The organism is Methylobacterium gregans, assembly GCF_022179245.1.
Classification (GTDB): domain Bacteria; phylum Pseudomonadota; class Alphaproteobacteria; order Rhizobiales; family Beijerinckiaceae; genus Methylobacterium; species Methylobacterium gregans.
This window is the reverse complement of record NZ_BPQM01000160.1, coordinates 1-25,825: the sequence shown is the minus strand read 5'-3', so window position 1 is coordinate 25,825 and position 25,825 is coordinate 1. Positions and strand designations below refer to the sequence as shown.

Genomic DNA, 25,825 nt, shown 5'->3' with positions numbered 1-25,825 from the left:
TCAGCGGATTAGAAGGATCCCTCTCCCTGAACGGAGAGGGATCCTTCAAAATCGCTGACTGGGTCGCACGCGAGAAGCAGGCCGCTGGCCTGAGACGAAGTGAACAGACGCTACGCATGGCGGTTATGACGGAGGGCTTACGCAACAAGACGCTGTCGTCCAACCTTCGGAACTCTGACATGAACGATCCAGCTGCGGCGTCATCAGCGGCCGAACCGGCTTCATATCAACAGCGGGATACGGCTCCTTTCACACCCACATATCTCCAGCTTGCTGGGCATGAGACTGGCGTACTCATCGCCGAGGACGAGCCGCTGCTGCGGATGGACACAGCCGATGCCTTTTCAGAGGCCGGTTTGGTCGTCTTCGAAGCGCGCAACGCCGATGAGGCGTTGAAGGTTCTGAATGATCGAAGCGACATTCGCGCGGTGCTCGCGGACGTGTCGATGCCCTCAGCACAATGAATGGTTTTCAGCTTGCGCACATGGTTGCGGCTCGATGGCCGCATGTTGGACTGTTCCTCGTGTCTGGGGTTGAGCGTCCGGACCAAGGCGGCCTGCCGTTTGGTACGTGCTTTGTGCCCAAGCCCTACGATTGCAAACAGCTCATCGGCCAAGTTTTCGCGTTTGTAGAGCGCCAGGAAGCACCCTGATCTGGAGCTCCGGAGAAGGTAGCCCGGCTATCAGGGTCGCCAGAGAACTAGGTTCATCGTATGGCAGGCTGAAGCAAGGGGTGCCATGCGCCCCCCCTTCCGGGTCGTCTGGCCCTGTCGCCTGCCTCAGGCGGGTTTGCGTCCGCCTTTGCTCTCGGAGGCTTCTTAAGTGCCCTTCTCAGAGCCTTCGACGTCGATGCGCTCAGCGATCTGGGCGAGGCCCAGACCGGTCTTCTTCTCGTCCTGCAAGGTTCCGAGGCAGCGTCGTACCGATGCCACCTCAAGGCCGCAGCTTCATCTGCCGCTGGCAGGTTCGAACCGGCTTGCTGCTCATGAACGAGCGGAAGCTGATCGTCTGTGTCGCCGGATCAAACCGGGCCTCTGTTTTGTCGGACTGATTGGCCGTCGTATCCTCCGGCAGCGGCGCGACCGAGCAGACCCGGCCGCGGGTGGTGCTCACCACCTTGCCGTCGCGCAACAGGTCGACGCGTGCCGGACAGATCGCCGGCTCGGCCACCGCGTTGCGCCCGTTCGCCCCCATCTCGCAGAGGCCGCCCGCGAAGGCCACGCTCACGAGGTAGGTCGCACCGTCCGCCTCGATGCGGGTCGCATGGATCTGGTGAAACGGCGTACCGGCGAGTTCACGCTGCCACAGGGGTGCGACGAGCGGCGTGAAGACGGAGGGGTGGCGTGGATCCGAGTAGGTCAGCTTCTGCCACGCGGTCTCCGCATGCGCTGGGCTGAGAGTGGCGCAGGCGGCAAGCGCCGCTGACATCACGAGGCAATTCAAGGTCATCGTCGTCTCACTGGGGTGGATGAGGTGCGTTCGTCGGACGGCATTGCCCGACTTGCGCGAGGTCAGCCGAAGATCGGCATGAGCTGGTGTTCGAGCAGGGTCTCGATGGTGCGTCCGGCCCGGTCGCAGCGGGCGCGCCGCTCCAGGGCGATCAGGCCGCAGAGCCCGAGCCAAACCGCGATGCCGCCGAGCAGGTATGGCAGGAACTTGAGCGCGGTCATGGCCAGGGCGTAGCCGACGAAGCCGTAGACGAGCAGCCCGACGAGCCCGAACAGCATGGCCGGGAAGAGGGCGAACCGAACCATGTCGAACACCACCGAGCCGGCTGCCGCGACCGTCATCAGCGCGAAGCCGCCGAGGCCGCCGACGAGGCTGAGCAGCCAGCCGCCACCCGCGTAGGTGCCGACAAAGGCCACCCAACGATCCGGGTCGACGACATCGAGGCAGCGCCGGTTGGCGTCGTAGTACAGCGTGTCCGCCCAGTAGGCGCGTCGTGCATCGACGAGGCCGACCGGCATGCGCCCGGTCCGCGTGTCGAGCATGCCCAGCACCACGCCAACGGTCACGCCGTCCGCCGTCAGGCGGTACTGCTGGCCTGTCAGTGCCAGGACGTCGTCGTAGTGCTGCAATCCGCTGCTATGGCGGTGCGAGGTCTGTGGCAGCATGGCTTGCGACCCATGGTGGGGGGAACGAGACCGAGGCGGCGTTCACGAGGCCCCCGGGCCCGGGAGCGCGAAGTAGCTGCGCCGCGCATCCTCGCACTGGCCCATGCTCGTCGACAGGGTGCCGGCGGCCAAGAACAGCTCGACCCCGGTCCGCGGCAGGTCGAGCACGAAGATGCTCACCATCCCGGCCAAGCCGAGGCTGGCCAGGGCGTGTGTGGCCTCTGGACCTTGCGTCAGGCAGGCCAGCGTCGCGAGGGGGCCGCCGAGACCCGGCAGGGCCTGAAGGTCGGTGACGCGCCAGACCTTCCCGCCGCTCGGATGCGTATCAGCCGCGAGGTCGCCGGCAAGAACTGGGGTGTCCCGGCCGAACGGCGTGACGCGCAGGTTCTCCTTCGTCCAGAAGAACCAGGAGGTTGTGCGCCGGAAGCGGACCTGCAGGCCGTTGCCGGCGGCTGCGATCACCACCGCGCGTGGATCGGCGTAGGTGAGGCGGCCATCGGGCGCGCTTAGCACGAGACGCCCCTTGCCCAGGACGGGCTCGATCCCCGCCGCGGCGAATGCGGCATCGGCGCGGTGCACGACGACCCGCTTCTCCTCGTCGCGGCAAGCCTCGCCGATCGCCTGGCGCAGGTCCCCGCCACCCGGCGGCAGCATGCGCGTTGACCGGCCGAGATAGGGACCGCAGATGCGTCGAGCCGGCTGCAACTCCGCATCGGCCAGCCCGGCCTGCTCATAGAAGCCGCGGATCTCCGCCAGGGCGGCGTCGCGGGCCGCCTCGCGTAGGGGCCGAACGAGAGCATCGACCCGCGTCTGCATCAGAGTATCGACCTCGCCGCGTTCGGGATCGCGCGGGTCGTGCGCGGCCTGAAGGTCGTCGGCCGATACTCCGAACCAGCCGTTGCGCTCCAGCCCGTCCAACGTCTTCGGCGCGGCGGCGAAGCGGGCGGCCAGGGCCCGCGCCCGGATATCGACGGCTCGCTCGTTCAGCCCCTGCGCCTGCTGCCGACAGGTCTGCTGCAGCGGCCCAGTCAGGCTGAGCTCGAAACCGTCGAAGCTGCTGAACCAGCGCCCGAGTACGCCGGTGCAGCGCGTGCCGACCGCGAGGATCGGCCCCTGGTTCGGGTCGAGCGTGGCGAAGCTTGTCCGGATGGCGTCGTCGATCTCGGGCTGCTGGCGCATCAGCCAGGCCTTCGCCTCGCGGCGGCACGCGCCGCCGACCGCCTGTTCGAAGCGCAGGGCCGCCTCGGTTCCGGCCCCGGCGCTGCGCATGGGGTCACCGAGCATCATGTCGCGAGCGGTGTCGCGTTGCGGGTACCACGGCCCGAGCAGGTCACGGCACTGCGCGACGTCGGTCTGGAGCGGATCGCCGCCGAGCGTCTTGGCCCGGAAGCTCTCGGCGAGATCGGCGATCACTCGAGGCTGCGCCGCCACCAGGCGATCCTCCAGGGCCCGCGCATAGGCTCCGGGAACGTCTGCGCGTCCGACGAACCCCGGACTGCCGACGAGGTGACCGGGGTAACCGACGTCGAGGCGGCGCAGGGTCGCGAGGCGCACGTCGAGCTTCTGGGCGCGCTCGGTGACGAGGCGCAGGTAGAGCGCCGGCACCGCCTTCTCCCGGCAGTAGGCTTCGAGATCGATCTGAAGCTTGGTCGGGAACTCGCCGGGCGGGCGCTCCAGGATCCAGTGGCAGTGCTTGTGGAAGGGCCCGGCCTCGTCCAGCGACGGCGTCAGGGCGAGGAGCGTGTCGACCTGCCCCTTGAGCTCTTCGAACAGGGCGTTGCCGTGCCGCTTCAGCCGCTCCTGCGCGGGCCTGATCTCGTCGTCGTAGACCCGCGGATGCTCGGAGCGCAGCACGGCACCGATCTGATACCAGCGGTACTTGCGTGCGTTCTCCAGCGTCACCGGAGCCACAATGGCCTCCCGGGTGTAGGCCTCGGCCCAATCTGGCATGGCCGCGCCTACAGGGCCCGCGAGCGTGGTCGAGAGGAGCATAGGCGCGAGAGCGCGCGCGACACGGCGAGGCATCGGGAGAGCTTCCAGACAAAGTATGAGGTATGAGGCGCAGGGATGCCGGCTTGGGAGACTGCACGAACCCTTGCGCTTGCTTTTCTCAAGATGTCAGCGAATCGCTGTGCATCAGTCCGAATCGCCTACTCTTAGGCGATTCGTGGAACGGTATTTCCAATTCTGTTCATCTACCTGAAAGTGCGGCGCTTATAGGCTTGCCGCAAGACCAATTTGCGGAGTACAAGCTTGGCCATTCCGAAGGGTTTCGGTCAGCGCGGCGGTGGTCGCGCTGGGCCTGGAACAGAATTGGAAAAAGCGTTCTTAACAGCCACGGCCGCGCCCCCGGCCAAGGCGCTTCTGGGACATTTCGCCATGACGCACCGCCGAGCGTCGCCAGCCGCCGCCTCGCTGTACACGCCCAATGGGCAGCGCAAGTACCTGACGCCGGGCGAGCGCGCCCGCTTCGTCGCTGCGGCCGCCAACTGGCCGCCGACCATCGAGACGCTGTGCCTGACTCTGGTCTGGACCGGCTGTCGGATCTCGGAGGCGCTCGACCTCACCCGCGCCGACCTTGATGCCGAGGATGGAATCGTCGCGGTGCGCTGCCTGAAGAAGCGTCGTCCCGGCATCGTTCGGGAGGTGCCGGTTCCGAGCGCCTTCCTCGACAGCCTGCTGCGCGTGCACCAGCCGGGGAAGCCGCAGGAGCGGCTCTGGGGGATCGCGCGCAACACAGGGTGGCGCTACGTCAAGGACGTGATGCAGGATGCTGGCATCGTCGGCGTGGCGGCCTCCCCAAAGGGACTGCGCCACGGCTTCGGCGTGCACGCACTGCGCTCGGGCGTTCCGCTGAACTTACTCCAGCGTTGGCTTGGGCACGCCGACATCGCCACCACAGCGATCTACGCCAACGCCGTCGGGGCCGAGGAACGCGAGATCGCCGCCCGCATGTGGTGAGCGCGCGCGACGAGCATCACGAACGGTACGCATCGTCCGGGACTGGCAGCCCTATTCAGTCTGGAAGCGATCGCCCTCGGGTTTGTGCTGTTCGGGATCCAACCTAAGCTAAAAGCGAGACGGCAGATCGAGCCTTGTCCACAATGACGAATGCCGATTCCGAAATCTTAGGCTTGACGACACCTTAAGGTTATCACGTTGCTGCTCAGCATCCCGATGGAGGCTGACGTGGACAACGAGAAAAGCCTGGATCTCCAGCAGATCGCCAAGGTCACCGACTTCGTCGTCACATTCGTATCGAACAACAAGCTGCCAGCTGCAGAACTGCCGAATCTTGTCCGATCCATTCACCAAGCCTTCTTTAGCATGGAGGCATCTCAGTCGGCAGCTGCCGATCGGCAGCTTCCGACACCATCCCAGATCCGCAGATCGATCACGCCCGATGCGCTGATCAGCTTCATCGACGGCAAGCCGTACAAGACGCTGAAGCGCCACCTGAGGAAGCACGGCCTCGACCCGCAGGGTTACCGCGACCGCTATGGGCTGCCACGTGACTATCCACTGGTGGCCGCAGGCTACTCCGAGCTGCGCGCCGCGTTTGCCAAGACCACCGGCCTCGGCCGCAACCGCCGCAGGCGTTCCGGGGCCCAGGCGAGCGGGCAGACCTGAACCCGACCTGCCCGTCGATCGAACGAGCGGGCCGCAAGCCGTGCGATGATGACGGCGTGGGCCGACGCTCTAGGTCTCGCCGCGAACGGCTTGAGAGTGGAGACTGATGCACACCGTCGTGCCGCTACAACGTGCAACGCTGACCCAGACAGGATTACGAACCCTCGTGATGCGCGAGCGGTCGTTCGCAGCGCGCAAGACGCTCGTCGATCAAGCGCGCGGCGAACACCTCCACCTGCTCGTATCGGGTCTGGCGGGCCGCTGCCACCTTCTCAGTGACGGCCGCCGGCAGATCACAGGCCTCATCTTGCCCGGCGAACTCTGCGACCTGGGTGCACAAGTGCGACCGCAGGTTAGCGCCTCCGTGGTGGCTCTCAGTCACTGTGTCCTGGGTGAGATCCCACGATCGGCCGTGTTCGAGTCCGATCGTGTCAGACCCGCCTGCACCCAGTTCGTGATCGCCGAGCTCGCTCGCGAGACCACGGTCACCGCGGAGTGGCTCGTCAGCCTCGGTCGCCGTTCGGCCTATGAGCGGATGGCGCATCTTTTCTGCGAACTGTGGACGCGGCTTCATGCCATAGGGATGACCGACGGCATGAGCTTCGACCTCGGCATGACCCAGGTCGATCTTGCCGACGTGCTCGGCATGACCTCGGTCCATGTCAGCCGCGTCCTCAAGATGCTGAGCAAGGATGGCCTGCTCAAGTTCTCGGCGCGGCGCGCAACGATCCTCGACCATGACGCGCTCTGCCGAGCGGCGGCGTACGAGCCCGCCTATCTTCAGGCAGGTTTGATGCAGTTCGCCTGAACCATTGCTGCTGAATTTGGTTGAATCACTCCGTAGCGAGTGCGGATTGAACGCAAAGGGATTTGCCCTCGCCAAAAGCTTGGCAATTTAAGCATCGATACCGCCGAAATTGCAGCCTGACACGCATGCACCGGATCGTATTGATGCGCCAACCTTTGATGCTATCACCCGGCACCGACTTGGGCATCACCTCCCGAAACTCTATGAAACTGAGATTTACGCACCGATTGAGGGACGTCTTGCCGAACTGCTGCTGCAACTCGGTCACGAGCAGATGTTGTCGGACATTGGTCCGGAGGATAAGGCAGTCAAAAAGTAGGCAAGACACGGGTTGCATCCCATGTGGCACTCTGGGCGAGATCAGCGCATCCTCAAGCGTCGCCGCGAGCTAACTGCGTCAACCATGCCAAACAGTCCGCGTCAGCCCAAACAAGTGACCCAAGCCGATCAGGAGATCGGCAGAAAAGTCCGAACCCTGCGGCGGGCCAGCGGCATGGCGATCATCGAGGCCGCCGCTGCTCTCGGCATCTCCTGGCAGCAAATGCACAAATACGAGACGGGCTTGAGCCGCATAGGCATAAGCCGCCTTCAGGCGATCGCCAATCTGTTCGGCGTTTCGGTCTCTACCTTGCTCGAAGAAGATGCCGAGCGTGTCGCGGGCCGCTCAGCCCTCAAGCTGTTGGAAACGCCGGGAGCCTCGGAACTCCTGCAGCTCTATCTCAGCGCTTCGGACGAGGCTGCACGACGCAGCATCCTGGCCCTCGTCGTGGCAGCGGCGGACCTGAAAGCGTGAACCGACCTCCCCGGCAATCCGTCCACTCACCAGATAGCTGCGTGCGGTCCCGAGAAGTCCAGCCAATAGCACCTAAGCTTAATCTAGACCTTGGCGGCCGGCGAAATCTGAACCTTGTTCGGCATAGAGCTGGAACCGATAACCAGATTGTCAGTTGTCTGGGTGCAGGCCTCCAACCGGCCTCATATGGCATCAACCTCGATACCTCACAGGCTCTTGAAACCCTGTCTCCCAGCCGAACTGGGAGGCAGGGTTTCTTGCGTTAGACGCAGTCCTCACGGACGATCTCGCCTGCCGCGATGAGATTCACCTGACCACTTAGCTCGCCGCGCATGCGCAAGAGGAAGCCACGCTGAAGATAGGCGGCAATCTCGTCGTCGCGTGCGGCGATCTGGTTGGCGGCGTGGTGCTTCACCCTGCCGAGAGCAGGATCGGCCACTCGCAGGAAGCCGTCGCGGAAGCGATGCGGGACGAAGCGTTCGCCGTTGACTGCGAACCGGACGAAGCCCCCGAGCGAACCGCCTTCCGGCTCGCTGAAGACGACCGCCTGAGCCGTAGATGGTTCGATAGAGGGACAACCGGCGGTGATGTCAATTGCAGATGCGACACCACCGCCGATCAGCGGATTAGAAGGATCCCTCTCCCTTCAGGGAGAGGTTTCTGTTTTTGGTCTTGTTGTGGGATCGTTCTTGGCATAGCCATGCAGGATCAAACCGTGAACGCGGGGTTCCGTGCAGATCCTAACTGTCTGCTGCAAGCTCGTTCCCGATCCTGCCGACCGCGCCGCCCTGGCGGTGACCGTCCGTGCGTTTGCGGCGTCTTGTCGGACGGTGGTGCGCGAGACGACGGACGATCTTGTCAACGAGACGCGGCTGCGTGCGCAGACCTATCGGCTCGTGCGCGAGCGCTACGGACTCTCAGCCAATCTCGCCCAGCAGGCAATCGGACGGGTGGCTGCCAACCGCAAGGCGGCGCGGGCGAACCACGGCAGAGTCGCAAGCTATCGCGACGCCTCGGTTCAATACGACGAGCGCACGTTCCGGATGTTCGACGGTGAGGCGAGCCTGACCCTCGTCGGTGGTCGTCGACGGGTATCGATGTCGCTCGGCGCGCATCAGCGCGCTCAACTGGCGCGCCATGCCGGGGCCCGGCGTATACGATCGGCGCAACTCGTCGAGCGCCGGGGTCGGCGGACGACATCGTTCTACCTCAACGTCCAGGTCGAGGCGGCGTGCGCTGATCCTATCACGCCGACCGACTGGATCGGCGGCGACATGGGTCGCACCGACGTGCTCCACACGTCGACGGGCCAATTCTGGGCGGGCGGGCACCGCAAGGCGGTGCGTGAGCGCTACCAAAGAGTTCGGCGCTCTCTCCAGAGGAAAGCCTCGAAGGGCACACGGTCGACGCGGCGTCGCTGCCGCGCCGTCCTGCAACGGCTGTCGGGCAGGGAGAGACGCTTTCACGCGGCGGAGAACCACGCGATCTCGCGGCGCGTCGTCCAGGACGCGGCCGAGTTGCGCGCGGGGATCTGCATCGAAGACCTTGCGGGCATTCGCCTGCGCACGATGGTGTCCCGCGCCCTGCGTCGGGAACACGCGGGCTGGGGTTTTCACCAGCTGCGCGGGTTCCTGACGTACAAGGCCGCGCTTGTCGGCGTGCCCTTGCTCGCCGTTGACCCGGCCTGGACGAGCCAGTCGTGCTCGATCTGCGGCTGTATCGGTTACCGCGAGCGCAAGGTCTTCCGCTGTGATGCGTGCGGCCATCAGGCCGACGCCGACCGGAACGCGGCCGATAATCTGCGTCTGATGGGGATGTCCGTAACGCATCCTCGAGGTCCGTGCTGTCCCCTTCCAAAAGTGATAGTGCAGGGCTCCTGAAAGCCTCTTCCTTCAGGGAGAGAAAGTTTACTTTCCCACGGCACCTCGGACCAAGAGCGCTTGAGGCTCCTGCTGGGGCTCGGCCAGATCGAAGTCGAACTGCCGGAGGCGCTTTCGAATCAACTCCTCGCGTGCGGTGACGAACTCCGGCAGTGCTGCCACCTGCCACAGCGCTGGATCGTTCGGGATCAGGTGACGCTCCCGGAACGCGGCATCGCGGGTTTGGAGCCATTGGCTGAACGGCATGTTGCTCTTCTCAAGGTTCTCACGTGCCAGGAGGAGCTGCAGGTTTCCAAGCCGGTTCACGCTGCCCTGGATGCGCTCGATCAGCGGCTCGGACAGGTTCTGCGCTGCGAGCGCCTTCCGATCGGCCAGGGAACGCGGAATGATGTGATCGATGTGGTGAGGGGTCACACCCCAGGCGTGGGCATCGTAGAGGAGCGACAGCGCCAGGAAGCAGGTACGCTTTCCGTAGCTGCTACCAAGCACGCCTTCGATGTTGCCATCGTCGAAGCTCGTTGCCCGACCACGACCAACAAGACCCTGGACGAGCGCCTGATCGGGAAAGTCCCTGTCTGCCTTCAGTGCCTCCTGGAGGATGGAGCGCGCTTGTCCGATGGTTCGGTCGGAGCTTCCGCCGAACACGCCGTTCAGCAGGCTGCCGAGGAGCCAGCGCTGAATACGCTTCGCATTCGCCGCCTCGAACGGTGTGGTGCCGTCGAGACTGCCGCTCTCGGTCTTGTGAATGTAGTAGGCAATCGGCAGCAGCGCGTTGAGCGAGGTCAAGGTCTCGGCATCGATGCCGAACCGGTTCACCAAGCGAAGGGTGGCCTCAAGACTAGCCTTGATCCGCGTCCAATCTGCTTCGATACGGGCCAGATTGCTGTTCGTGAAGTTGCCAATCTTATAGCGCTGATCCAGGTCGCAGAGCACAAGGCAAGATTTGAGAACAAAGTCTTTATCAAGGCGATTTCGCGTCCCAAGCCCGTCGTTCAAATGATCGACGAAGCTGTAGATTTCCTGCCGTGCGCTCACTCCCGCCCATTGAGCGGTAATCATCGAGAGCAGGAGGTCCGACTTGCTCAGCTTCGTGCCACCGTCATTTGCACGGATGAAAATATCGAGGACACGATCGTAGGACTGGTCCTTCTCCGTGTAGTAGGCGACGATTTCATCCTTCAGTATGACGCGAAAGAGGCGGTCGAGGGTTTTCTCGACGATCCGTCGCTGCGCCTTCGTTGACGTCTCCGGCAAGGCGTCGACCATCCGATCCTTGAGGTCTTCGAAGATATCGTCGCCAGTGCAATCGAGAATGCGGCCGAGCTTCATCCAGAGATGATTGGCGTCGTTTTGCGGCTCCTGCTCGAAGAAGCGCAATCCATAGGTCACGCCAAGGTCTTCCCCGTCGAGCTCCTCGTTATCCGATGTCGGATCCTTCAGCAGGTTGATGTAGAGGCGCTGCCGGCTCCAGGCATCGCGGTTGTTGCGGCGTCCGTAGCGGGCGCGAACCGAATAGGTGCCGCGCAGGCCGATGAGCAGGGAGGTAAGCCGCTGCTGCCCATCGAGCACCAGAGTGATCCTGCGGCCATCCGTCTCCGCCGTCTCGTTGTGAGTATCCCCGTGCCGGAAGTTCTCGACAAACTTGTAGATCTCCCAATCGGCCCGCCGATCCGGATTGACGTCCCAGAACAGAAACGATGAAATTGGGTAGCCCTTCAGCAGAGAATCGAAAAGAGCAATGATCTGCTCGGGCTGCCACACGTAGGGACGCTGAATCGCCGGCAAGAAGTAGCTGCGGTTGATGTCGTCCAGAACGCGGGCGACGGTAGACGTATCGTAGGACATGGCGATCGCCGGTGGGGTTTGGGAGAGCCGCCTAGCTGCCAAGTTTTGAGCCTCGTGTCCACGGGACAGCTTCGCTTTACCGCCGCTGAGGCGGGTGGCGCTTTGGCTATCTCATCACAGGGTTGTGGATCGCTGGATCGTCGCATGCCTCGGAAGGCGATCGCGCTCATGAGCGCCTCAGTCCTCGAGCAGTTCCACCGCGTGCGGCAGACCGCCGCCGTCGGCGACGGCGAGGCCGATGCCTGCGTGGTGCTCGCGATCCTCCGCAACCGCGAATCAGCGCGTGGCGAACGGCCGCCTCGCCGAAGCGATCCATGCGGCGGGGCCTCCGGCTTGGAGGCCAGTGAGCGAACGCTCTGGATGCTCCGTAGGCCACACTGACGCGGCAACCGCTGTTGAAACCGGCCCTACGTCGTCTGTGGCCGAGCTTTCCGCTACCTGCAGGCAAGGACCTAGGGTAGCCTCGCGTCGAGTAGCAGAGAATGGCCGGACCTGCCGGCCGTCATGCGGGGGACATGACACGGTGGATGCGTTCGGCCTCGACCAAAGCCTGATCCGGGACTACGACGCCTTCGCGCGGTCCTTTAACAGGATCGCCGCGGACGACATCCGGACCGAAGTCGATCGCCTCTACGACGGCAAGGCGTTCTGGCCGGATCCCCTGATCACGATCAACCCGCACTTTGCGCGCGGCGAGACCCTGCAGGCGCTTGTGAACGACGGGATCCTGCACCCGCTCACGCCGCAGATCTTCCGCGAGCGCGGTCGGATCCTTGATCCTCACCGGCATCAGGCCGAGGCGCTGACCAAGGCCAAGGCGGACAAGAGCTTCGTCGTTACGACCGGGACCGGATCGGGCAAGTCGCTCTGCTACTTCCTGCCGATCATCGACGAAGCCGTCCGCGAGCGGCAGACGCCCGATTTCAAGCCGTGCACACGCGCCATCGTCGTCTACCCGATGAACGCCCTGGCGAACTCGCAGTACGAAGGCCTGACCGAGTTCCTGAACCAGTGTGGGATCCCCGAAGCGCAGCGTCCCAGGGTGCGCATCTACACGGGCCAGGAGAGCCGTGAGAAGCGCGAGGAGGTTCGGGACAATCCGCCCGATATCCTCCTGACCAACTTCATGATGCTCGAACTCCTGCTGACGCGACAGAGCGAGCTCGACACCCAGGTGATCGGCAACGCCCGCGGATTGCGCTGGATCGTGCTCGATGAGTTGCACACCTATCGCGGTCGACAGGGAGCCGACGTCGCCATCCTCGTACGCCGCCTTCGCGATCAGCTTTGCCGCGACAGTCGGCCCCCTGTCTGCATCGGCACGTCCGCGACCATGGCGACGCCAGATCAAGGCAATCCCGTCGAGGCCGTGGCGAAGGTTGCCAGTGATCTGTTCGGGGTCAAAATCGCTGACGACTGCGTCATCGATGAGGCCCTCCAACGTGCCACCAGCGAGGATCTGACCGTCGCAGGCATCCAGGGCCAGCTTGCTGCCTGCATCCGGAGCACCGTCCCGGCAACGGCCACGGATGCAGAACTCAAGGTCCATCCGCTCGCCGTCTGGATCGAGCTTCGCATTGGTCTTGAGTACAAGCCTCAGTTGAAGCGACGGGCACCCATGACCCTGGTCGCAGCCGCGGAAGTCCTAGCCGGCGAGACCGGGTGCGACGCCGCGCTGTGCGAGCAGCGGTTGCGCGAGATGCTCAGCCTCTTAGCGCGGCCGGGTGCTGAGCGGGGTGGCTCAGGCTCCCGGGCTTTCCTGGCTTTCAAGCTGCATCGGTTCATCTCGGGCGCAGGGCTCGTCTACGCGACCCTGCGCACGCCCGGCTCTCCCGGCATTCGCCGGGTGACGCTGAACGGCCAGACCCATCACCCGGAGGACAAGACCGCCCGGCTGTTCTCCACCCACTTCTGCCGCGAGTGCGGGCACGAGTACCACCCCGTGACCCGGCTCGACGACGACGCCGGCGACAACTTCGTCGCACGGTCGATCGACGATCCCATCAACGAGCGCGATACCGAGCATGGGATCGCCGGATATCTCGTGCCCGAGCCCGAGACGATCAACGACTTCTTCCAGGGCGCGTTGACCGACTACCCGGACGAGTGGGTCGAACACGCGCCCCGTGGTCCACGGTTGAAGGCGACGCGCCGCAAGCAGCAGGTCGCGGCCGTAACCGTTCTACCGAATGGCCGCGTCGACCCGACCGGACGCCAAGCTTGGTTCATCCCCGGCCGCTGGCGCTTCTGTTTGGCCTGCGAGCATGAGGCGCAACCCGGCACCCGCGAGCAGAACAAGCTCGCGGGCCTGACCGCCGAAGGGCGCTCGTCCGCGACGACGCTCCTCGTCAGCAGTCTCCTGCGCTACATGCACCGACCAGACGCGAGGATCGCGGCCGACAAGCGGAAGGTGCTGGGGTTTTCGGACAACCGGCAGGACGCCGCGCTCCAAGCCGGTCATTTCAACGACTTCATCTTCACGACGCTGCTGCGCGCCGCCGTGCTGTCGGCCGTCCGAGCCGCCGGTCCGGATGGCCTCGCCGAAGCCGAGTACGGCACAGCTCTCCAGAAGGCGCTCGGTTTCGAGGACGGCAATGATGCACGGCGGCGGCACTGGATGTCTGCCCCCGAAGCCGTCGGGCCGTCGCGTGCGCGGGCTATCACCGATCTGACCCGGGTGCTCAGCCACCGGGTGTGGAGCGACCAACGCCGCGGTTGGCGCTACACCAATCTCAACCTCGAGAACTTGCAGCTTGTCAGAGCGGATTACCCAGGCCTCGAAAGCTGCTCCGACGACAGCCTCTTCAAGGACCACCAGCTTCTGCGGCCTCTCCAGCCCAACGACCGCCGAGCGGTCTTTCGCGCCCTGTTTGAGGTCATGCGCGGGGAACTCGCAGTCGAGAGCGATTTCCTGAAGAAGGGGCCGCTCGACAGCCTCGGACTGTCGTCACGCGACAACCTGCGCGCACCCTGGGCGATCTCGGATCAGGAGACGGTCTCCACCGCCGGGATCCTGATCGTCCCCGAGAGCGCGGGCGGCAAACCGCTCCCACCCGGCGGCGCGCGCGACCATCGGCTGATCACAGCCGGCCCGAACAGTCGAGTCGGCAAGCGCCTGCGCGACGGTCGCCTCTGGGGAGGCCGACGCCTCACGATCCACGAGTACGACGAACTCTTGGAAAGCGTCGTCCGTATCGCCAAGGCGCAGAATTGGATCCGGGAGATCGTGGAATACGGAATCACGGGCCTGAGGCTGCTTCCCTCCGCTATCCGCCTCGTCGCTGGCGCGCCCGCGAAGGACGTGAACAGCTACTTCGCTGGCCTCTATCGCGAGACGGCAAGCATCCTCACGAGCGACGACGACAGCCTACTTGGCTTCGAGAGCCGTGAGCACACCGCACAGGTCGACAAAGACCTGCGACTGTGGCGTGAGGCGCGCTTCCGATGGGGTGATGCCGGACGGCGCAACCTCGACACGATGCGCGCGGACCAGACCAATCCGTTGGAGGCCGACAGCTTTCTGCCGGTGCTGTTCTGCTCGCCGACGATGGAGCTCGGCGTCGACATCTCGGTGCTGAACGCAGTCTACCTGCGCAATGCGCCGCCCACGCCGGCGAACTACGCGCAGCGCTCGGGACGCGCTGGACGCTCCGGCCAAGCGGCGCTCATTGTCACCTATTGCGCCGCACAGAGCCCCCACGATCAGTACTACTTCGCCCGCCGCGAGCAGCTCGTCGCCGGCTCTGTCAGGCCTCCGGGCATCGATCTCGCCAACCGCGACCTTGTCGAGGCCCATCTCAACGCGATCTGGCTGGCCAAGGCCGGTGCCGACGGCCGGTTGCGTCAGGAGTTGCCCGATGCCATCCCAGCCATCCTTGATCTCGATACGCCGAAACGCACGGTCCGCGCCGACATTGCTGACCATCTCACGAACCCGGACCGCGTCGTCGGGGTCGAGGGCGACTTCGAACGGATCCTCGACACCATCCGCGACTGCGTTACCCCCGCCGTTCTGAACGATCCCAGCAGCGATTGGCTGAAGAACCCGAACGCCTTCGTGGCCGAGGTTGCGAGAACGGCGTCCCAGCGTTTCAACAGCGCTTTCGGGCGGTGGCGTGACCTCTACAACGCCGCCTTCGCGCAGATGGAGGAAGCCAATCGTCAGAGCATGCGGCCTGGCCTGACCAAGCAGGCGCGCGACGCGGCCGAGCGGGCCTTCCGCATCGCCAACAGCCAGATCAGGCTGCTGGAGCATGGCGGCAAGTCGGATAATTCGGATTTCGCCTCGCATCGCTACCTCGCGACCGAGGGGTTCCTGCCGGGATACAACTTCCCGCGGCTACCGCTCTACGCCTACGTGCCCGAGCAGGGCTCCGGTGGTCCGCGCGCGGCTTACCTTCAACGCGCCCGCTTCCTGGCCATCGCCGAGTTCGGTCCCGGCTCGCTGATCTATCACGAAGGACGTGCCTTCAAGGTCGTGCGCGCCAAGATCCCGCCGGACGTCCGCGACGCGCAGGGCGTTTTGGCCGAGGGCAATCTCGCGCTCTGGCGCGTGTGCCGCTCCTGCGGCGCGGGCCACGAGGGCGACGGACAGAATCTGTGTCACGCCTGCGGCAAGCAGATGACGGGTGCGAAGCGGATCCAAAAGGTTCTGCGCATTGAGAACGTCGAGACAATCCCGTCCGAGCGGATCACCGCCAACGAGGAGGCTCGTCGGGGTCGCGGGTTCGAGATCCAGACGACGTTCACCTGGGCCAAGCGTAACGGTCAGAGCGACGTCCTGACCGCCGTCGCTGAGGATGACGGCGGGACCGTGCTGGACCTGACCTACGCACCCCGAGCTCAGATCAGCCGGCTCAACCTCGGCCTTCGCAAGCGCAAGGACAAGGATCTCTACGGCTACCCCATCGATCCGCAGAACGGTCAATGGGTCGGTGCCGACCAAGAGCGCGACGACGACGATACCGACCCGGCCGACCCCACGCGCCCAGGAGCCGTGCGCGTCGTACCCATTGTCCAAGACCACAAGAATGCAGCCCTGCTCAAACTCTTCGGCCCGGAGGCCGAGGAGTGCACGCTTGCCACGCTCCAGTACGCGGTCGCGCGCGGCTTGAGCCTCGTCTTCCAGGTCGAGGAAGGAGAGATTGCCACAGAGGCCGTGCCCGACCGTCGCAATCGCAAGGCCATCCTGGCCTACGAGTCCAGCGAGGGCGGAGCCGGTGTCCTGCGGCGGCTCGTCAGCGAGCCAGAACGCTTGGCAGAGGTCGCCCACCGCGCTCTGGAAGTCATGCACTTCACCCCCGATAGCATCGACGACGCGCTCGCTACGCGGGACGCGTCCAAGCTCAAGGACGCCGACGACACTTTCTGTGTGCGCGGGTGCTACCGCTGTCTCCTGTCCTACTACAACCAGATGGACCACGCTCTCATCGACCGGAACGACGAGGCTGCGCGAACCGCACTGGTGCGGCTCGCCGCCAGTGTTATCCGGTCGACCTCTGTCGTGTGCACAGCGCCCTCGGTCGCCGCGAGCACGGAAACTTGGCCGCAGGCTCTCAGCCGATGGGGCCTGCCGCCATTCGATGCCAAGCGCCTGAAGTTCGATACCGACGGGCTCCTCGATGTCTGGCGCAGTCACCACGTCGCGATCGCCTACGCGCCGCCGCCGCAGGAGGTCGTCGATGAGCTTGAGGACGGCGGCTGGACGCTCGTGGTCCTCAAGGGCGATCCCGAGCACGATCCACCCTCTGCCCTCAGCACGCTGTTCAAGGTCGCCGCATGACCGTCCAGTTTTCCCCCGGCGACCTCGTGCGGGCGCGCGGCCGCGAATGGGTTACGCTGCCCCATGACGATCCGGCCGCGCTGCGGCTGCGCCCGCTCTCAGGCACCGAGGCCGATGCGCTGACGATCCTGCCAGCGCTTGAACGCGTGCCGGTTGAGGCCGCTCACTTCCCCCCGCCGTGCGTGGACGTGCGCGGCACGCAGGAGAACGCACGCCTCCTCGCAGAGGCGCTACGCCTTTCGCTTCGACGGGGTGCAGGCCCGTTCCGCTCGTCGGCGCGCGTCAGTTTCGAGCCGCGCGCCTATCAACTCGTGCCGCTGCTGATGGCGATGCGTCTGCCTGTCGTGCGGCTGCTGATCGCTGACGACGTCGGCATCGGCAAGACCGTCGAGGCCGGCCTCATCCTGCGCGAACTCCTCGACCGGGGCGAGATCGAGCGCTTCTGCGTCCTTTGCCCGCCCCACCTCGTCGATCAGTGGGTCGGGGAGTTGCGCACCAAGTTCGACATCGAGGCCGTCGCCGTAACATCGGCCTCAGCGCCGCGGCTTGAGCGGAAGGTCGTCGGCACTCAGAGCCTGTTCGAGGTTCATCCCTTCACGGTCGTCAGCCTCGACTACATCAAGGCCGAGAAGCGCCGTGAGAGCTTCGCCGCGTCCTGCCCACCCTGCGTCGTCGTCGACGAGGCCCATGCCTGCGTCGGTACGCATGGCAGCCGTCAGCGTCGCTACCGGCTCCTGCAGCGTCTCGCCAGGGATGCCGATCGGCACATGCTGTTCCTCACAGCGACCCCGCACAGTGGGGACGAAGAGGCCTTCGACCGTCTGTTGAAGCTCCTCGACGAGAGCTTCGAGATGGCGGGCCTGGAGACCAATGCCGGTCGTATCGCGCTCGCGCGCCACTTCGTGCAGCGACGGCGCAAGGACATCCTCGACCAGAAATGGGAAGGCGATCAGATCTTCCCGAAGCACGAGAAGCTCCACCGGCCCTACTCGTTGGGCCCTGATCACACGGCGTTCCACGACGCCGTTCTGGACTACTGCCTCGACCGTATTGAGGACGCGGGCGACGGCACACACCGTCAGCGTCTCACGCTCTGGTCGACGCTGGCGCTCCTGCGGTGCGTCGGATCCTCACCTGCCGCCGCGCTCAACGCGCTTCGGAACCGCCAGGACGGCGATTCCGAACGCCTATCGATGCAGGTCCTCGACGAGGAGGATGAGGATACCGAAGCCGTCGACGCCGAACCGAGCGCCTACCTCGGCACCGATCCGGCGCTCGCCAAGCTGATCCGGCAGGCGGAAGCCCTGGTCCGCCAGCCGGATCCCAAGCTCGCGATGATGATCGAGGAGCTGAAGCCCCTGATCGCCGCTGGCGCGAACCCGGTCGTGTTCTGTCGCTACATCGCGACGGCCGACTATGTCGCCACCGCGCTTCGCAAAGCTTTCGCGGGTCTCGCCGTCGAGACCGTCACCGGTCTGCTCGTTCCCGATGATCGCCGCGACCGCGTCGAAGGCATGGCCGAGGAGCCGCAGCGCCTGTTGGTAGCGACTGACTGCCTTTCCGAGGGCATCAACCTGCAGATGCTGTTCGATGCCGTCGTGCACTACGACCTGTCGTGGAACCCGACCCGGCATCAGCAGCGCGAAGGGCGCGTCGACCGCTTCGGCCAGCCCGCGCCAGTGGTGAAATCGATGCTGCTGTTCGGCGCGGACAGCCTGATCGACAGCGCCGTCCTCAGCGTGATCCTGAGGAAGGCCGAGCAGATCAAGAAGGATCTCGGCGTCATCATCGCGCTCCCTGAAGATCGCCAGGTGATCTCGGGCGCGCTCCTGAACGCAATGCTGGAGCACCGCGGCCGCCCGCGCGCCCAGCGACAGCTCGATCTCTTTGCCAAGGAGGCGAGCGTGTTGTCGGCTTGCTGGCGCGATGCCGAAGAGGGCGAGAAGCGGTCGCGGGCACGCTACGCGCAACACGCCCTCAAACCCGCCGAAGTGATGCCGGAGTGGGAGAACTGGCGCGCGATCATCGGCGGCCCGGAGCGGGTCGAGCGCTTCGTCGCCCGCGCGATGGATCACTTCAACACAGCCCTCGAGCCTGCCCGTGAGACCACGTTCCGTGCCGATCTCGCCAAGCTGCCAACGCCCATCGCTGAGCGTCTCGACGCGAGTGGCGTTAGGGGCGAGGTGCGGATCAGCTTCGAGGCCAAAGCGCCGGCTGGAGCCGCCACTGTCGGTCGGGCTCACCCGATCACGTCGACGCTGGCCGAAAGTCTGCTGGAGACGGCGCTCGACCCGAAGAGCGAAACCGGGTTCGAGCTCGTCCGGACCGGGGCGTGGAGCACCAACGCGGTCGACGCGATGACGACGATCGTGCTGATCCGTCTACGCCACAAACTCACCGTCCACGGGCGGACCGAGCGTATGCTCCTCGCGGAGGAGGCCGTCACCCTGGCTTTCGCCGGATCCCATCCGACCGCCATCGCTGCGGGCGAGGCTGCCCAGGAAATGCTCGAAGCGCCCGCGAGCGGCGATCTCGCCGAGACCGCGCGCCACCGTCTGATCGCGAAAGCCTGCGAGCGTGTGCTGAGCGCGTACATGCCCGCGATCGAAGCCTACGCCACGCAACGCGGCGAAGCGCTCGAGGCCGACCACCGCCGCGTCCGTGCCGCGGCCCAGGGAACGCCCCGGGTTACCGTCGAGCCGATCCTGCCCGCCGACATCGTCGGCGTCTACATCCTCACCCCGGGAGATCTGTGATGGTCCGCCAGCCGAGACCCGCGGCGCGGACACGCCGCGCCAAGCGCGCGCCGGCCATCGCATTCGATGCGATCACCCTCGAAGGTGGCCTGATCGCGCCGGCGATGCTGACACAGATCGCCCGTATCGAGGCGGACGAGCAGACCGCGGCCGATTACGGCATCGCGCGAGGCCTGATCCTGCGCGATGAGATCGCGCGCGCCTACCGGATTGCCCAGGCGCACTACGCCGACCTCACGGCGCACCCGGAGCCCTCGCTCGCGGCCACAGAGCGCTTCACCGAGGCCCTCCTGCGTGACGTCCTGGAGTTTCGGGATCTCGTGCCGATCGGTCGGCACGACCGCGACGGCGACATCTACCCGCTGACCTTCGAAGCTTTGAGTGGACGTGTGCCGGTGGTCGTGGTCCCGCCGGCTGACGGCATCGACCGCGTGAGCCCGAGCCTGACGGCAGCCGGACGGCGCGGATCGGCCGCCAGCGTCGTCCAAGACTGGCTCAACGCCGAAGACGCCGCTCTCTGGGGCCTTGCCTGCTGCGGCACGCGGCTGCGCCTGCTGCGCGACAACCCCAGCCTGACCCGCCCCGCCTACATTGAGGCCGACCTTGATGCGATTTTCACGAACGAGGGCCGCGTCGACTTCGCCGTGCTCTGGCTGCTGTTGCACGCCACCCGCTTCGGCAAGCCCGCCGATGCGGTTTCGGATTGCACACTGGAGCGATGGCGGCTTGCCGGTCTGAAGGAAGGAGAGGTTGCCCGAGACCGCCTACGCGACGGCGTCGAAGAAGCCCTCTTGGCGCTGGGTACTGGCTTCCTCAGCCATCCAGCCAATGGGGACCTGCGCAAGTTCGTCAGCAGCGGCATGATCCCGGCGCAAGTCTACTTCGAGCAGTGCCTGCACCTCGTCTACAGGCTGATCTTCCTCTTCGTCGCCGAGGATCGCGACCTCCTGCACCCTCCTCAGACTGCCGCGCTCAAGCGGCTGCGCTACGCCCAGGGCTACAGTCTCGGAAACCTGCGACAGGCCAGCATCCGTCGAACCTCATACGATGCCCACACTGATCGCTGGGAGGCGCTTCAGATTGTCTTCCGTGGCCTAGCGGAGGGGCAAGAAGAACTTGGCCTGCCTGCACTCTCCGGGTTGTTCGAGCCGGGCCGCATGGACAATCTCGAAAGTTGTACCCTGGCGAACCGTGACTTGATGAAGGCCATCCATCGTCTGGCTTGGCTCAAGGGTCAGGACGGCACATTACCGGTCAACTGGCGAGATATGCAGACCGAGGAACTCGGGTCCGTCTACGAAAGTCTGCTCGAACTCGCACCACGCATCACTGCGAACGGAAGGGAGCTGCTCTTTGCAGAAGGCGCGGAAAAGAAGGGCAACGCCAGAAAAACGACTGGCAGCTACTACACTCCCGATAGTCTCGTTCAGGCGCTCTTGAACACCGTTGCCGACCCAGTCATGGATCGCGTCATTGCAGGCTCGCAAGATCCAGCCCGTGCGTTGCTCGGCCTACGCATTATCGACCCTGCCTGTGGTTCGGGGCATTTCCTCCTCGCAGCCGCGCGCCGATTGGCGACACGGGTTGCGCGCGTCCGCAACGGCGGTGTCGCTTCGGCGGATCAGTATCGCGAGGCCATGCGTGACGTCGTCCGGCGATGCATCCATGGTGTAGACCGCAATCCAATGGCGATCGACCTCGCCAAGGTTGCGCTCTGGATCGAGTCTCTCGAACCGGGCAAGCCGCTCGGCTTCCTCGATGCCAATCTTGTCTGTGGGGATGCTCTCCTCGGAACATTCGCTTTCGGCGAGAAGCTCGACAGCCTCTTGGACGATGGTATTCCCGACGACGCGTACAAGCCTCTCACTGCAGACGAGAAGCCTGAGTGCCGTAAGTATTTCCTCAGAAACCGAGACGAGCGTATCGGGCAAGGGCGGCTCGATATTTTCCAAGACAAGACCTGGAAGCCGCAGAACTCCTACATCGAACGGATTGTCGAGACGTTCAAGGCGATGCCGGAGGATACCCCTCGTGAGCGTAGGGCACGCCAGGACCTTTGGCAGCAGGCCATGGCAGATCCGGGTTTACTTGCGAAAAGACAGGCGTGCGATACCTACGTATCCGCTTACCTCATCATCAAAGATGGCACCCCAACACCGCACGGGGAACGAACGATCCCTACGACAGCCGACGTCGCTGCCATCCTACGGCAGCTCAGTATAGGCGCGGAACTCGAAGTGTCGTGCTCACGGGCTTGCGCGAACGCTCGCGTTCTTCATTGGGGCCTAACCTTCGCCGACGCCTTTGCCGCTGGTGGGTTCGACATCGTTGTTGGAAACCCTCCGTGGGATGTAATCCAACTTGGCGAAGAGGAGTATTTTGCTCAGCGTAAGCCCGAGATTGCCTTGCTGGCAGGAGCAAAGCGCAAGAAGGCTATCCAAGAACTCAAAGCTGATCATCCCGAGATATTCTCAACTTATGAAAGAGACAAGCGTGCGTTCGAAGCGGCAAACGAGTTCGCGCGTTCGTCCGGCAGATTTCCCCTTACCGCGCGCGGCAAGGTCAATTCTTACGCACTGTTCTCTGAACTCTGCGCCAAGTTGATCTCACCCAGGGGGAGGGCAGGGATCGTGGTTCCTACTGGGATTGCAACAGACGCTAGCACATCACTGTTCTTCGCTGATCTGATCGCGAGCAAGAGGCTCATTCGCCTCGCTGATTTCGAGAACCGGCAGAAGCTCTTCGCCGCGCCAGATGCGCGAATGAAGTTTTGCCTCCTGACAATCGGCGAAGGCTGCGATAAGCCAACTTTTTCTTTCTTCTCGACAGACACTTCCCAGATCGACGAGCCCGAAAGAAACTTCACGCTATCTGCGGAAGAAATTTTGAAAATCAATCCCAACACTAAGACTGTGCCGATTTTTCGAGCTCGCGAAGACGCGCGACTGACCAAATATATTTACGGCCGCTCTCAGGTTCTCGTCGAGGAGGCCAACAAATCCACAGGCAATCCTTGGCGTGTGATGTTCCGTCAGGGCCTATACAACATGACGACCGACAGCGCACTCTTCAAAGATGCTGTTCAGTTGACCGACATGAATCTCGTTCGCGAGGGTACCGACTGGATTACCGATCCGAACGCGACGTTGACGAGCACCCGCAGCGGTGAACCGCTGCGGTACATCCCACTCTATGAAGCCAAAATGGTCAACTTCTACGATCATCGCGCCGGGGGATACGCTCAGAGAGGCGATGAACGCGGGTATAGAGTTCTTCCCGAAACCAGCGATGAGGAACATGCCGATCCAGATTTCGAGCTGACGCCGTTCTACTGGATTAATCAAGCGGACGTCGAGGAGCGCCTCGCCGCAGTGCGCTGGAAGCGCGATTGGTTCATCGGCTTCAAGGATCTTACCTCGGCGACCAACGAGCGGACTTTCGTTCCTGCAATCATTCCGCGCGTTGGGGTTGGGAATAATCTCCCCCTTCTGTTTCCTGACATAAGCGACGCCAGGAAGATTGCATGCCTAGTTGCCAATATGAGTAGCCTGATCTTCGATTTTGTCGTTCGCCAGAAGGCAGGCGGATTGCACATGAATTTTTTTTACGTAAAGCAATTCCCGGTGCTGAGCCCTGACGATTATAAAGATGCCGACCTAAACTATATTGTGCCTCGCGTTCTCGAGCTCGTGTACACAAGCCACTCGATGGCACCGTTTGCGCGCGACCTGGGATATGTCGAATCTCCTTTCAAATGGGAGGAACAGCGGCGTGCCATGCTGCGAGCCGAACTCGATGCGTGGTTTGCGCATGCCTATGGTCTCAGCCTCGATGACCTGCGCTACATCCTTGATCCTGCGGAGGCGAAAGGGATAGAATACCCCTCGGAAACGTTCCGAGGCCTGAAGTCCAATGAAATGCGGGACCACAAGGAATATCGCACATCTCGGCTGATACTGGCTGCGTATCACGATCTCAAGATAGGCTTTGGCGCGCGCATCGCAGCAGAGTAGAATGTCCGAATCTAGCCCTGCACATTCCTCATCTCTTCGCCTTGCGACTTGGATTGGCATCCGCCAAGCCGCAAGCAGGAACGGATTTTCTAAAGGCTTGGATCATCCAGTGGCTCACGAAGGATGGTACCTACTTCGCTCGACGCAAACGCCATTCCAGGTCCACGTTGCCGTTCGCGGCCATGACGGTCCTTGGACGCTCTCATTCACCGAACCTCGGATCTCGACCAAAGCTCTGCCCGGCCAGGACTTTCAAGGGCCGATGCCAGGGCGCAGCGGGCGCATGCTCAGCACGCTCGCTGAACTCGGCGACGCGCTCGCCAAAATCTTCCATCTCGTCACTCAGGAGCTACCGCCGTCGGCTTATCAGGAGTTCTTGGACGAGACTCATTCGCTACCTACGACGACCGACGCCGGACGAACGGCCATCGTCCGAACTGCGCAGGGCATCTTCCGACGCCACCTCGACAGGCACTGGAATCAAGCCTGCGCGATCACGGGCATACAAGACCGCGAACTTCTTCGGGCGTCGCACATCAAGCCTTGGGCCGCGTCTGACACCTACGAACGCGTTGACCCCTTCAACGGCTTGCTTCTCTCGGCTCTCTGGGACGCGGCCTTCGATCAAGGGCTCGTCAGCTTCAGCGACGAAGGAAGCCTGCTCGTGAGCCCGGCGCTTTCCGCGCGAGCCGTGACAGCACTCACAGAAGGTCGAACGATCGTCGTTTCGGTGCAGGACAGGCACGCTCCGTACCTCCAGGACCATCGGGCTCGGAATGGCTTCTCTGCATCGCCATAGCCGGGTACGACACGAGGGCCGATCGACTTGGTTTCCCGCCTCCTAGGACGACAAGGCTCGGTCGTTAGCGGCCCAGTTTGGAGCAGCGCTTCAAAACTTCTTCCGTCGCACCCATACAATACGCGATTCAGCAGCCCACATCGCCGACGATCGGGACAATAGGTCCTCAGCCGGTCAGACGAAGCGGCGACATCGACCCGACGATTGCCTCGCACGGGTGCATCCCGCTACAGCGCAGCCCGCGTGAATTCCTGACGGCAGTTGCCCCCGATCCGCGGGAACGGCTTCCGCAAAGCACGCTGAACAGCCGCCCGGAATTATCGGAGCCCCCATGCAGACGACCTTCGGTCTCAATCGCTCGCTGGGTGGCGCGATCGGCATCATCGCACTCGTGTCGCTTCTCAGCAGCGGCGCTGTGCTCCTGACACTCCGACAACTCGACGAGGCCACCGGGGGACGCGGTCGGTCGAGCCAGATCATCCGCGGCCTCGGTGATCTGCGGATCGCGATGCTCGATCAGGAGACTGGTCTGCGCGGCTACCTCATCACCGGCCGGGAGAGCAGCCTGGAGCCCTATCGGTCAGGCCGACCGGCTCTTGACGAGGCGGTGAACCGTGTCGGCATCCTGCTTGGCAGAGACGCGGAGACCTCGCGCCTCCTTGCAGAGGCTGTCGCGGCTGCGCGTGCGTGGCAGTCCGACATCGGCGAAGCTGCCATCCGCCGCGCTGCCGATCCGGCGACGCGGGCCGAAGCAGTCCGCATTGAGGGGGATGGATCAGGCAAGACGCTGTTCGACACCTTCCGGCGAAAGCTTGCCGCGATCGAGAGCCTGGAAGAGGCCAACCGCCTGGCGCAGAACGAGCGTCTCGCCCGCGCGCAGAGCAATGCGAGCCTCACCCGGTGGGCCGGCAGCCTGCTCACGCTGCTGATCTGCCTCTGGATCGGGATCGCTATCAACCGCCTCATCGTCCGGCCCATCCTGAGCGTGATGGCGTTCGTCGAGCGCGTCGGCGGCGGCGATCTGACAGGGCGTGCTGCCGCGACGAGCCGCAACGAGATCGGCCGGCTAGGTGCGACGCTGAACGCGATGGTGTCGGGACTGGCCGAGCTCGCCCGCACCAACCGCGCGGCCACGCAGGATCTTGACGCGGCGGCCGCCGAGATCCGCGCCTCGGCGCGGGAGCAGGCGGCCTCCGTCGAGGAGCAGTTCGCCGCTGTTCAGGAGACCGCCGCGACACTGGATGAGATCACCCGTTCGGGCGCGCAGATCACGAAGCGGGCCGGCGAGGTCATCGCCACCGCCCAGGCCACCGCCCAAACCGCACGCTCCGGGCTACGTGCGGCCACGGACACCGCGAAGGCGATGGAGGCGATCCGCGAGCAGGGCGAGGCGGTCGCCGGCAACA

At 64.2% G+C, this 25,825-nt stretch carries 15 protein-coding genes and 1 pseudogene; 11 read left to right on the top strand and 5 right to left on the bottom strand.

Translation table 11 applies throughout. The annotated features are described in order from the left end of the window. Positions 1–464, top strand: a pseudogene (locus MFF54_RS25500) (hypothetical protein); the annotation flags it as partial. A 468-nt stretch (positions 465–932) separates the two neighbouring features. Here the strand turns inward: MFF54_RS25500 and MFF54_RS25495 are convergent. From MFF54_RS25495 to MFF54_RS25485, 3 genes are all read right to left on the bottom strand, one after another. Beyond that, the gene (locus MFF54_RS25495; protein WP_238306998.1) at positions 933–1,448 is read right to left on the bottom strand and encodes a hypothetical protein; all 516 of its coding nucleotides are present in this window, start codon (positions 1,446–1,448) and stop codon (positions 933–935) included. Positions 1,449–1,510: 62 nt separating this feature from the next. After that, positions 1,511–2,113 (bottom strand): hypothetical protein, encoded by a 603-nt coding sequence (locus tag MFF54_RS25490; protein WP_238306997.1) that lies wholly within the window; start codon positions 2,111–2,113, stop codon positions 1,511–1,513. A 42-nt stretch (positions 2,114–2,155) separates the two neighbouring features. Continuing rightward, positions 2,156–4,063, bottom strand: coding sequence for a hypothetical protein (locus MFF54_RS25485; RefSeq protein WP_238306996.1), 1,908 nt, complete (start codon positions 4,061–4,063; stop codon positions 2,156–2,158). Positions 4,064–4,366: 303 nt separating this feature from the next. On the opposite strand from MFF54_RS25485, the gene MFF54_RS25480 reads away from it, so the two are divergent. The 4 genes from MFF54_RS25480 (at position 4,367) to MFF54_RS25465 (ending at position 7,344) form a co-directional block, all read left to right on the top strand. Beyond that, on the top strand, positions 4,367–5,074 hold the full coding sequence (locus MFF54_RS25480) for a tyrosine-type recombinase/integrase (protein ID WP_238306995.1): 708 nt from the start codon (positions 4,367–4,369) through the stop codon (positions 5,072–5,074). 198 nt (positions 5,075–5,272) lie between these two features. Then, positions 5,273–5,743, top strand: a complete 471-nt coding sequence (locus tag MFF54_RS25475; protein ID WP_238306994.1) for a Ros/MucR family transcriptional regulator — start codon at positions 5,273–5,275, stop codon at positions 5,741–5,743. 106 nt (positions 5,744–5,849) lie between these two features. After that, a complete protein-coding gene (locus tag MFF54_RS25470) occupies positions 5,850–6,551 on the top strand; it encodes a Crp/Fnr family transcriptional regulator (RefSeq protein WP_238306993.1) in 702 nt (233 codons plus the stop codon). Between the two features lie 340 nt (positions 6,552–6,891). Continuing rightward, positions 6,892–7,344, top strand: a complete 453-nt coding sequence (locus tag MFF54_RS25465) for a helix-turn-helix domain-containing protein (protein ID WP_306423985.1) — start codon at positions 6,892–6,894, stop codon at positions 7,342–7,344. A gap of 262 nt (positions 7,345–7,606) precedes the next feature. On the opposite strand, the gene MFF54_RS25460 is transcribed toward MFF54_RS25465, so the two are convergent. Beyond that, positions 7,607–7,783 (bottom strand): hypothetical protein, encoded by a 177-nt coding sequence (locus tag MFF54_RS25460; RefSeq protein WP_238306991.1) that lies wholly within the window; start codon positions 7,781–7,783, stop codon positions 7,607–7,609. A gap of 292 nt (positions 7,784–8,075) precedes the next feature. Here MFF54_RS25460 and MFF54_RS25455 point away from each other — a divergent pair, with 292 nt between their 5' ends. Next, on the top strand, positions 8,076–9,224 hold the full coding sequence (locus MFF54_RS25455; RefSeq protein WP_238306990.1) for an RNA-guided endonuclease InsQ/TnpB family protein: 1,149 nt from the start codon (positions 8,076–8,078) through the stop codon (positions 9,222–9,224). A 27-nt stretch (positions 9,225–9,251) separates the two neighbouring features. Here MFF54_RS25455 and MFF54_RS25450 read toward each other — a convergent pair whose 3' ends face one another. Beyond that, positions 9,252–11,069, bottom strand: a complete 1,818-nt coding sequence (locus MFF54_RS25450; RefSeq protein WP_238306989.1) for a GmrSD restriction endonuclease domain-containing protein — start codon at positions 11,067–11,069, stop codon at positions 9,252–9,254. A 523-nt stretch (positions 11,070–11,592) separates the two neighbouring features. Here MFF54_RS25450 and MFF54_RS25445 point away from each other — a divergent pair. From MFF54_RS25445 to MFF54_RS25425, 5 genes are all read left to right on the top strand, one after another. Then, positions 11,593–16,851, top strand: coding sequence for a DEAD/DEAH box helicase family protein (locus tag MFF54_RS25445; RefSeq protein WP_238306988.1), 5,259 nt, complete (start codon positions 11,593–11,595; stop codon positions 16,849–16,851). Next, entirely contained in the window at positions 16,848–19,607 is a 2,760-nt protein-coding gene (locus MFF54_RS25440) for a DUF8741 domain-containing protein (RefSeq protein WP_238306987.1), read from the top strand. The genes MFF54_RS25445 and MFF54_RS25440 overlap by 4 nt, the downstream gene beginning before the upstream one ends. Further along, positions 19,607–23,620, top strand: coding sequence for an N-6 DNA methylase (locus tag MFF54_RS25435; RefSeq protein ID WP_238306986.1), 4,014 nt, complete (start codon positions 19,607–19,609; stop codon positions 23,618–23,620). Before MFF54_RS25440 ends, MFF54_RS25435 begins: the two co-directional genes overlap by 1 nt. 283 nt (positions 23,621–23,903) lie before the next feature. After that, positions 23,904–24,419: an HNH endonuclease gene (locus tag MFF54_RS25430; RefSeq protein WP_238306985.1), complete on the top strand. Its 516-nt coding sequence runs from the start codon at positions 23,904–23,906 to the stop codon at positions 24,417–24,419. Between the two features lie 331 nt (positions 24,420–24,750). After that, a partial coding sequence (locus MFF54_RS25425) for a CHASE3 domain-containing protein (protein ID WP_238306984.1) occupies positions 24,751–25,825 on the top strand: 1,075 nt, incomplete at its 3' end.

Excerpts from the sequence above, each read along its gene's own strand:
- MFF54_RS25450 (WP_238306989.1), bottom strand. The coding sequence starts at position 11,069 with ATGTCCTACGATACGTCTACCGTCGCCCGCGTTCTGGACGACATCAAC.
- MFF54_RS25490 (WP_238306997.1), bottom strand. The coding sequence starts at position 2,113 with ATGCTGCCACAGACCTCGCACCGCCATAGCAGCGGATTGCAGCACTAC.
- MFF54_RS25430 (WP_238306985.1), top strand. The coding sequence starts at position 23,904 with ATGCTCAGCACGCTCGCTGAACTCGGCGACGCGCTCGCCAAAATCTTC.
- MFF54_RS25440 (WP_238306987.1), top strand. The coding sequence starts at position 16,848 with ATGACCGTCCAGTTTTCCCCCGGCGACCTCGTGCGGGCGCGCGGCCGC.
- MFF54_RS25465 (WP_306423985.1), top strand. The coding sequence starts at position 6,892 with ATGTGGCACTCTGGGCGAGATCAGCGCATCCTCAAGCGTCGCCGCGAG.
- MFF54_RS25470 (WP_238306993.1), top strand. The coding sequence starts at position 5,850 with ATGCACACCGTCGTGCCGCTACAACGTGCAACGCTGACCCAGACAGGA.
- MFF54_RS25495 (WP_238306998.1), bottom strand. The coding sequence starts at position 1,448 with ATGACCTTGAATTGCCTCGTGATGTCAGCGGCGCTTGCCGCCTGCGCC.
- MFF54_RS25435 (WP_238306986.1), top strand. The coding sequence starts at position 19,607 with ATGGTCCGCCAGCCGAGACCCGCGGCGCGGACACGCCGCGCCAAGCGC.
- MFF54_RS25485 (WP_238306996.1), bottom strand. The coding sequence starts at position 4,063 with ATGCCAGATTGGGCCGAGGCCTACACCCGGGAGGCCATTGTGGCTCCG.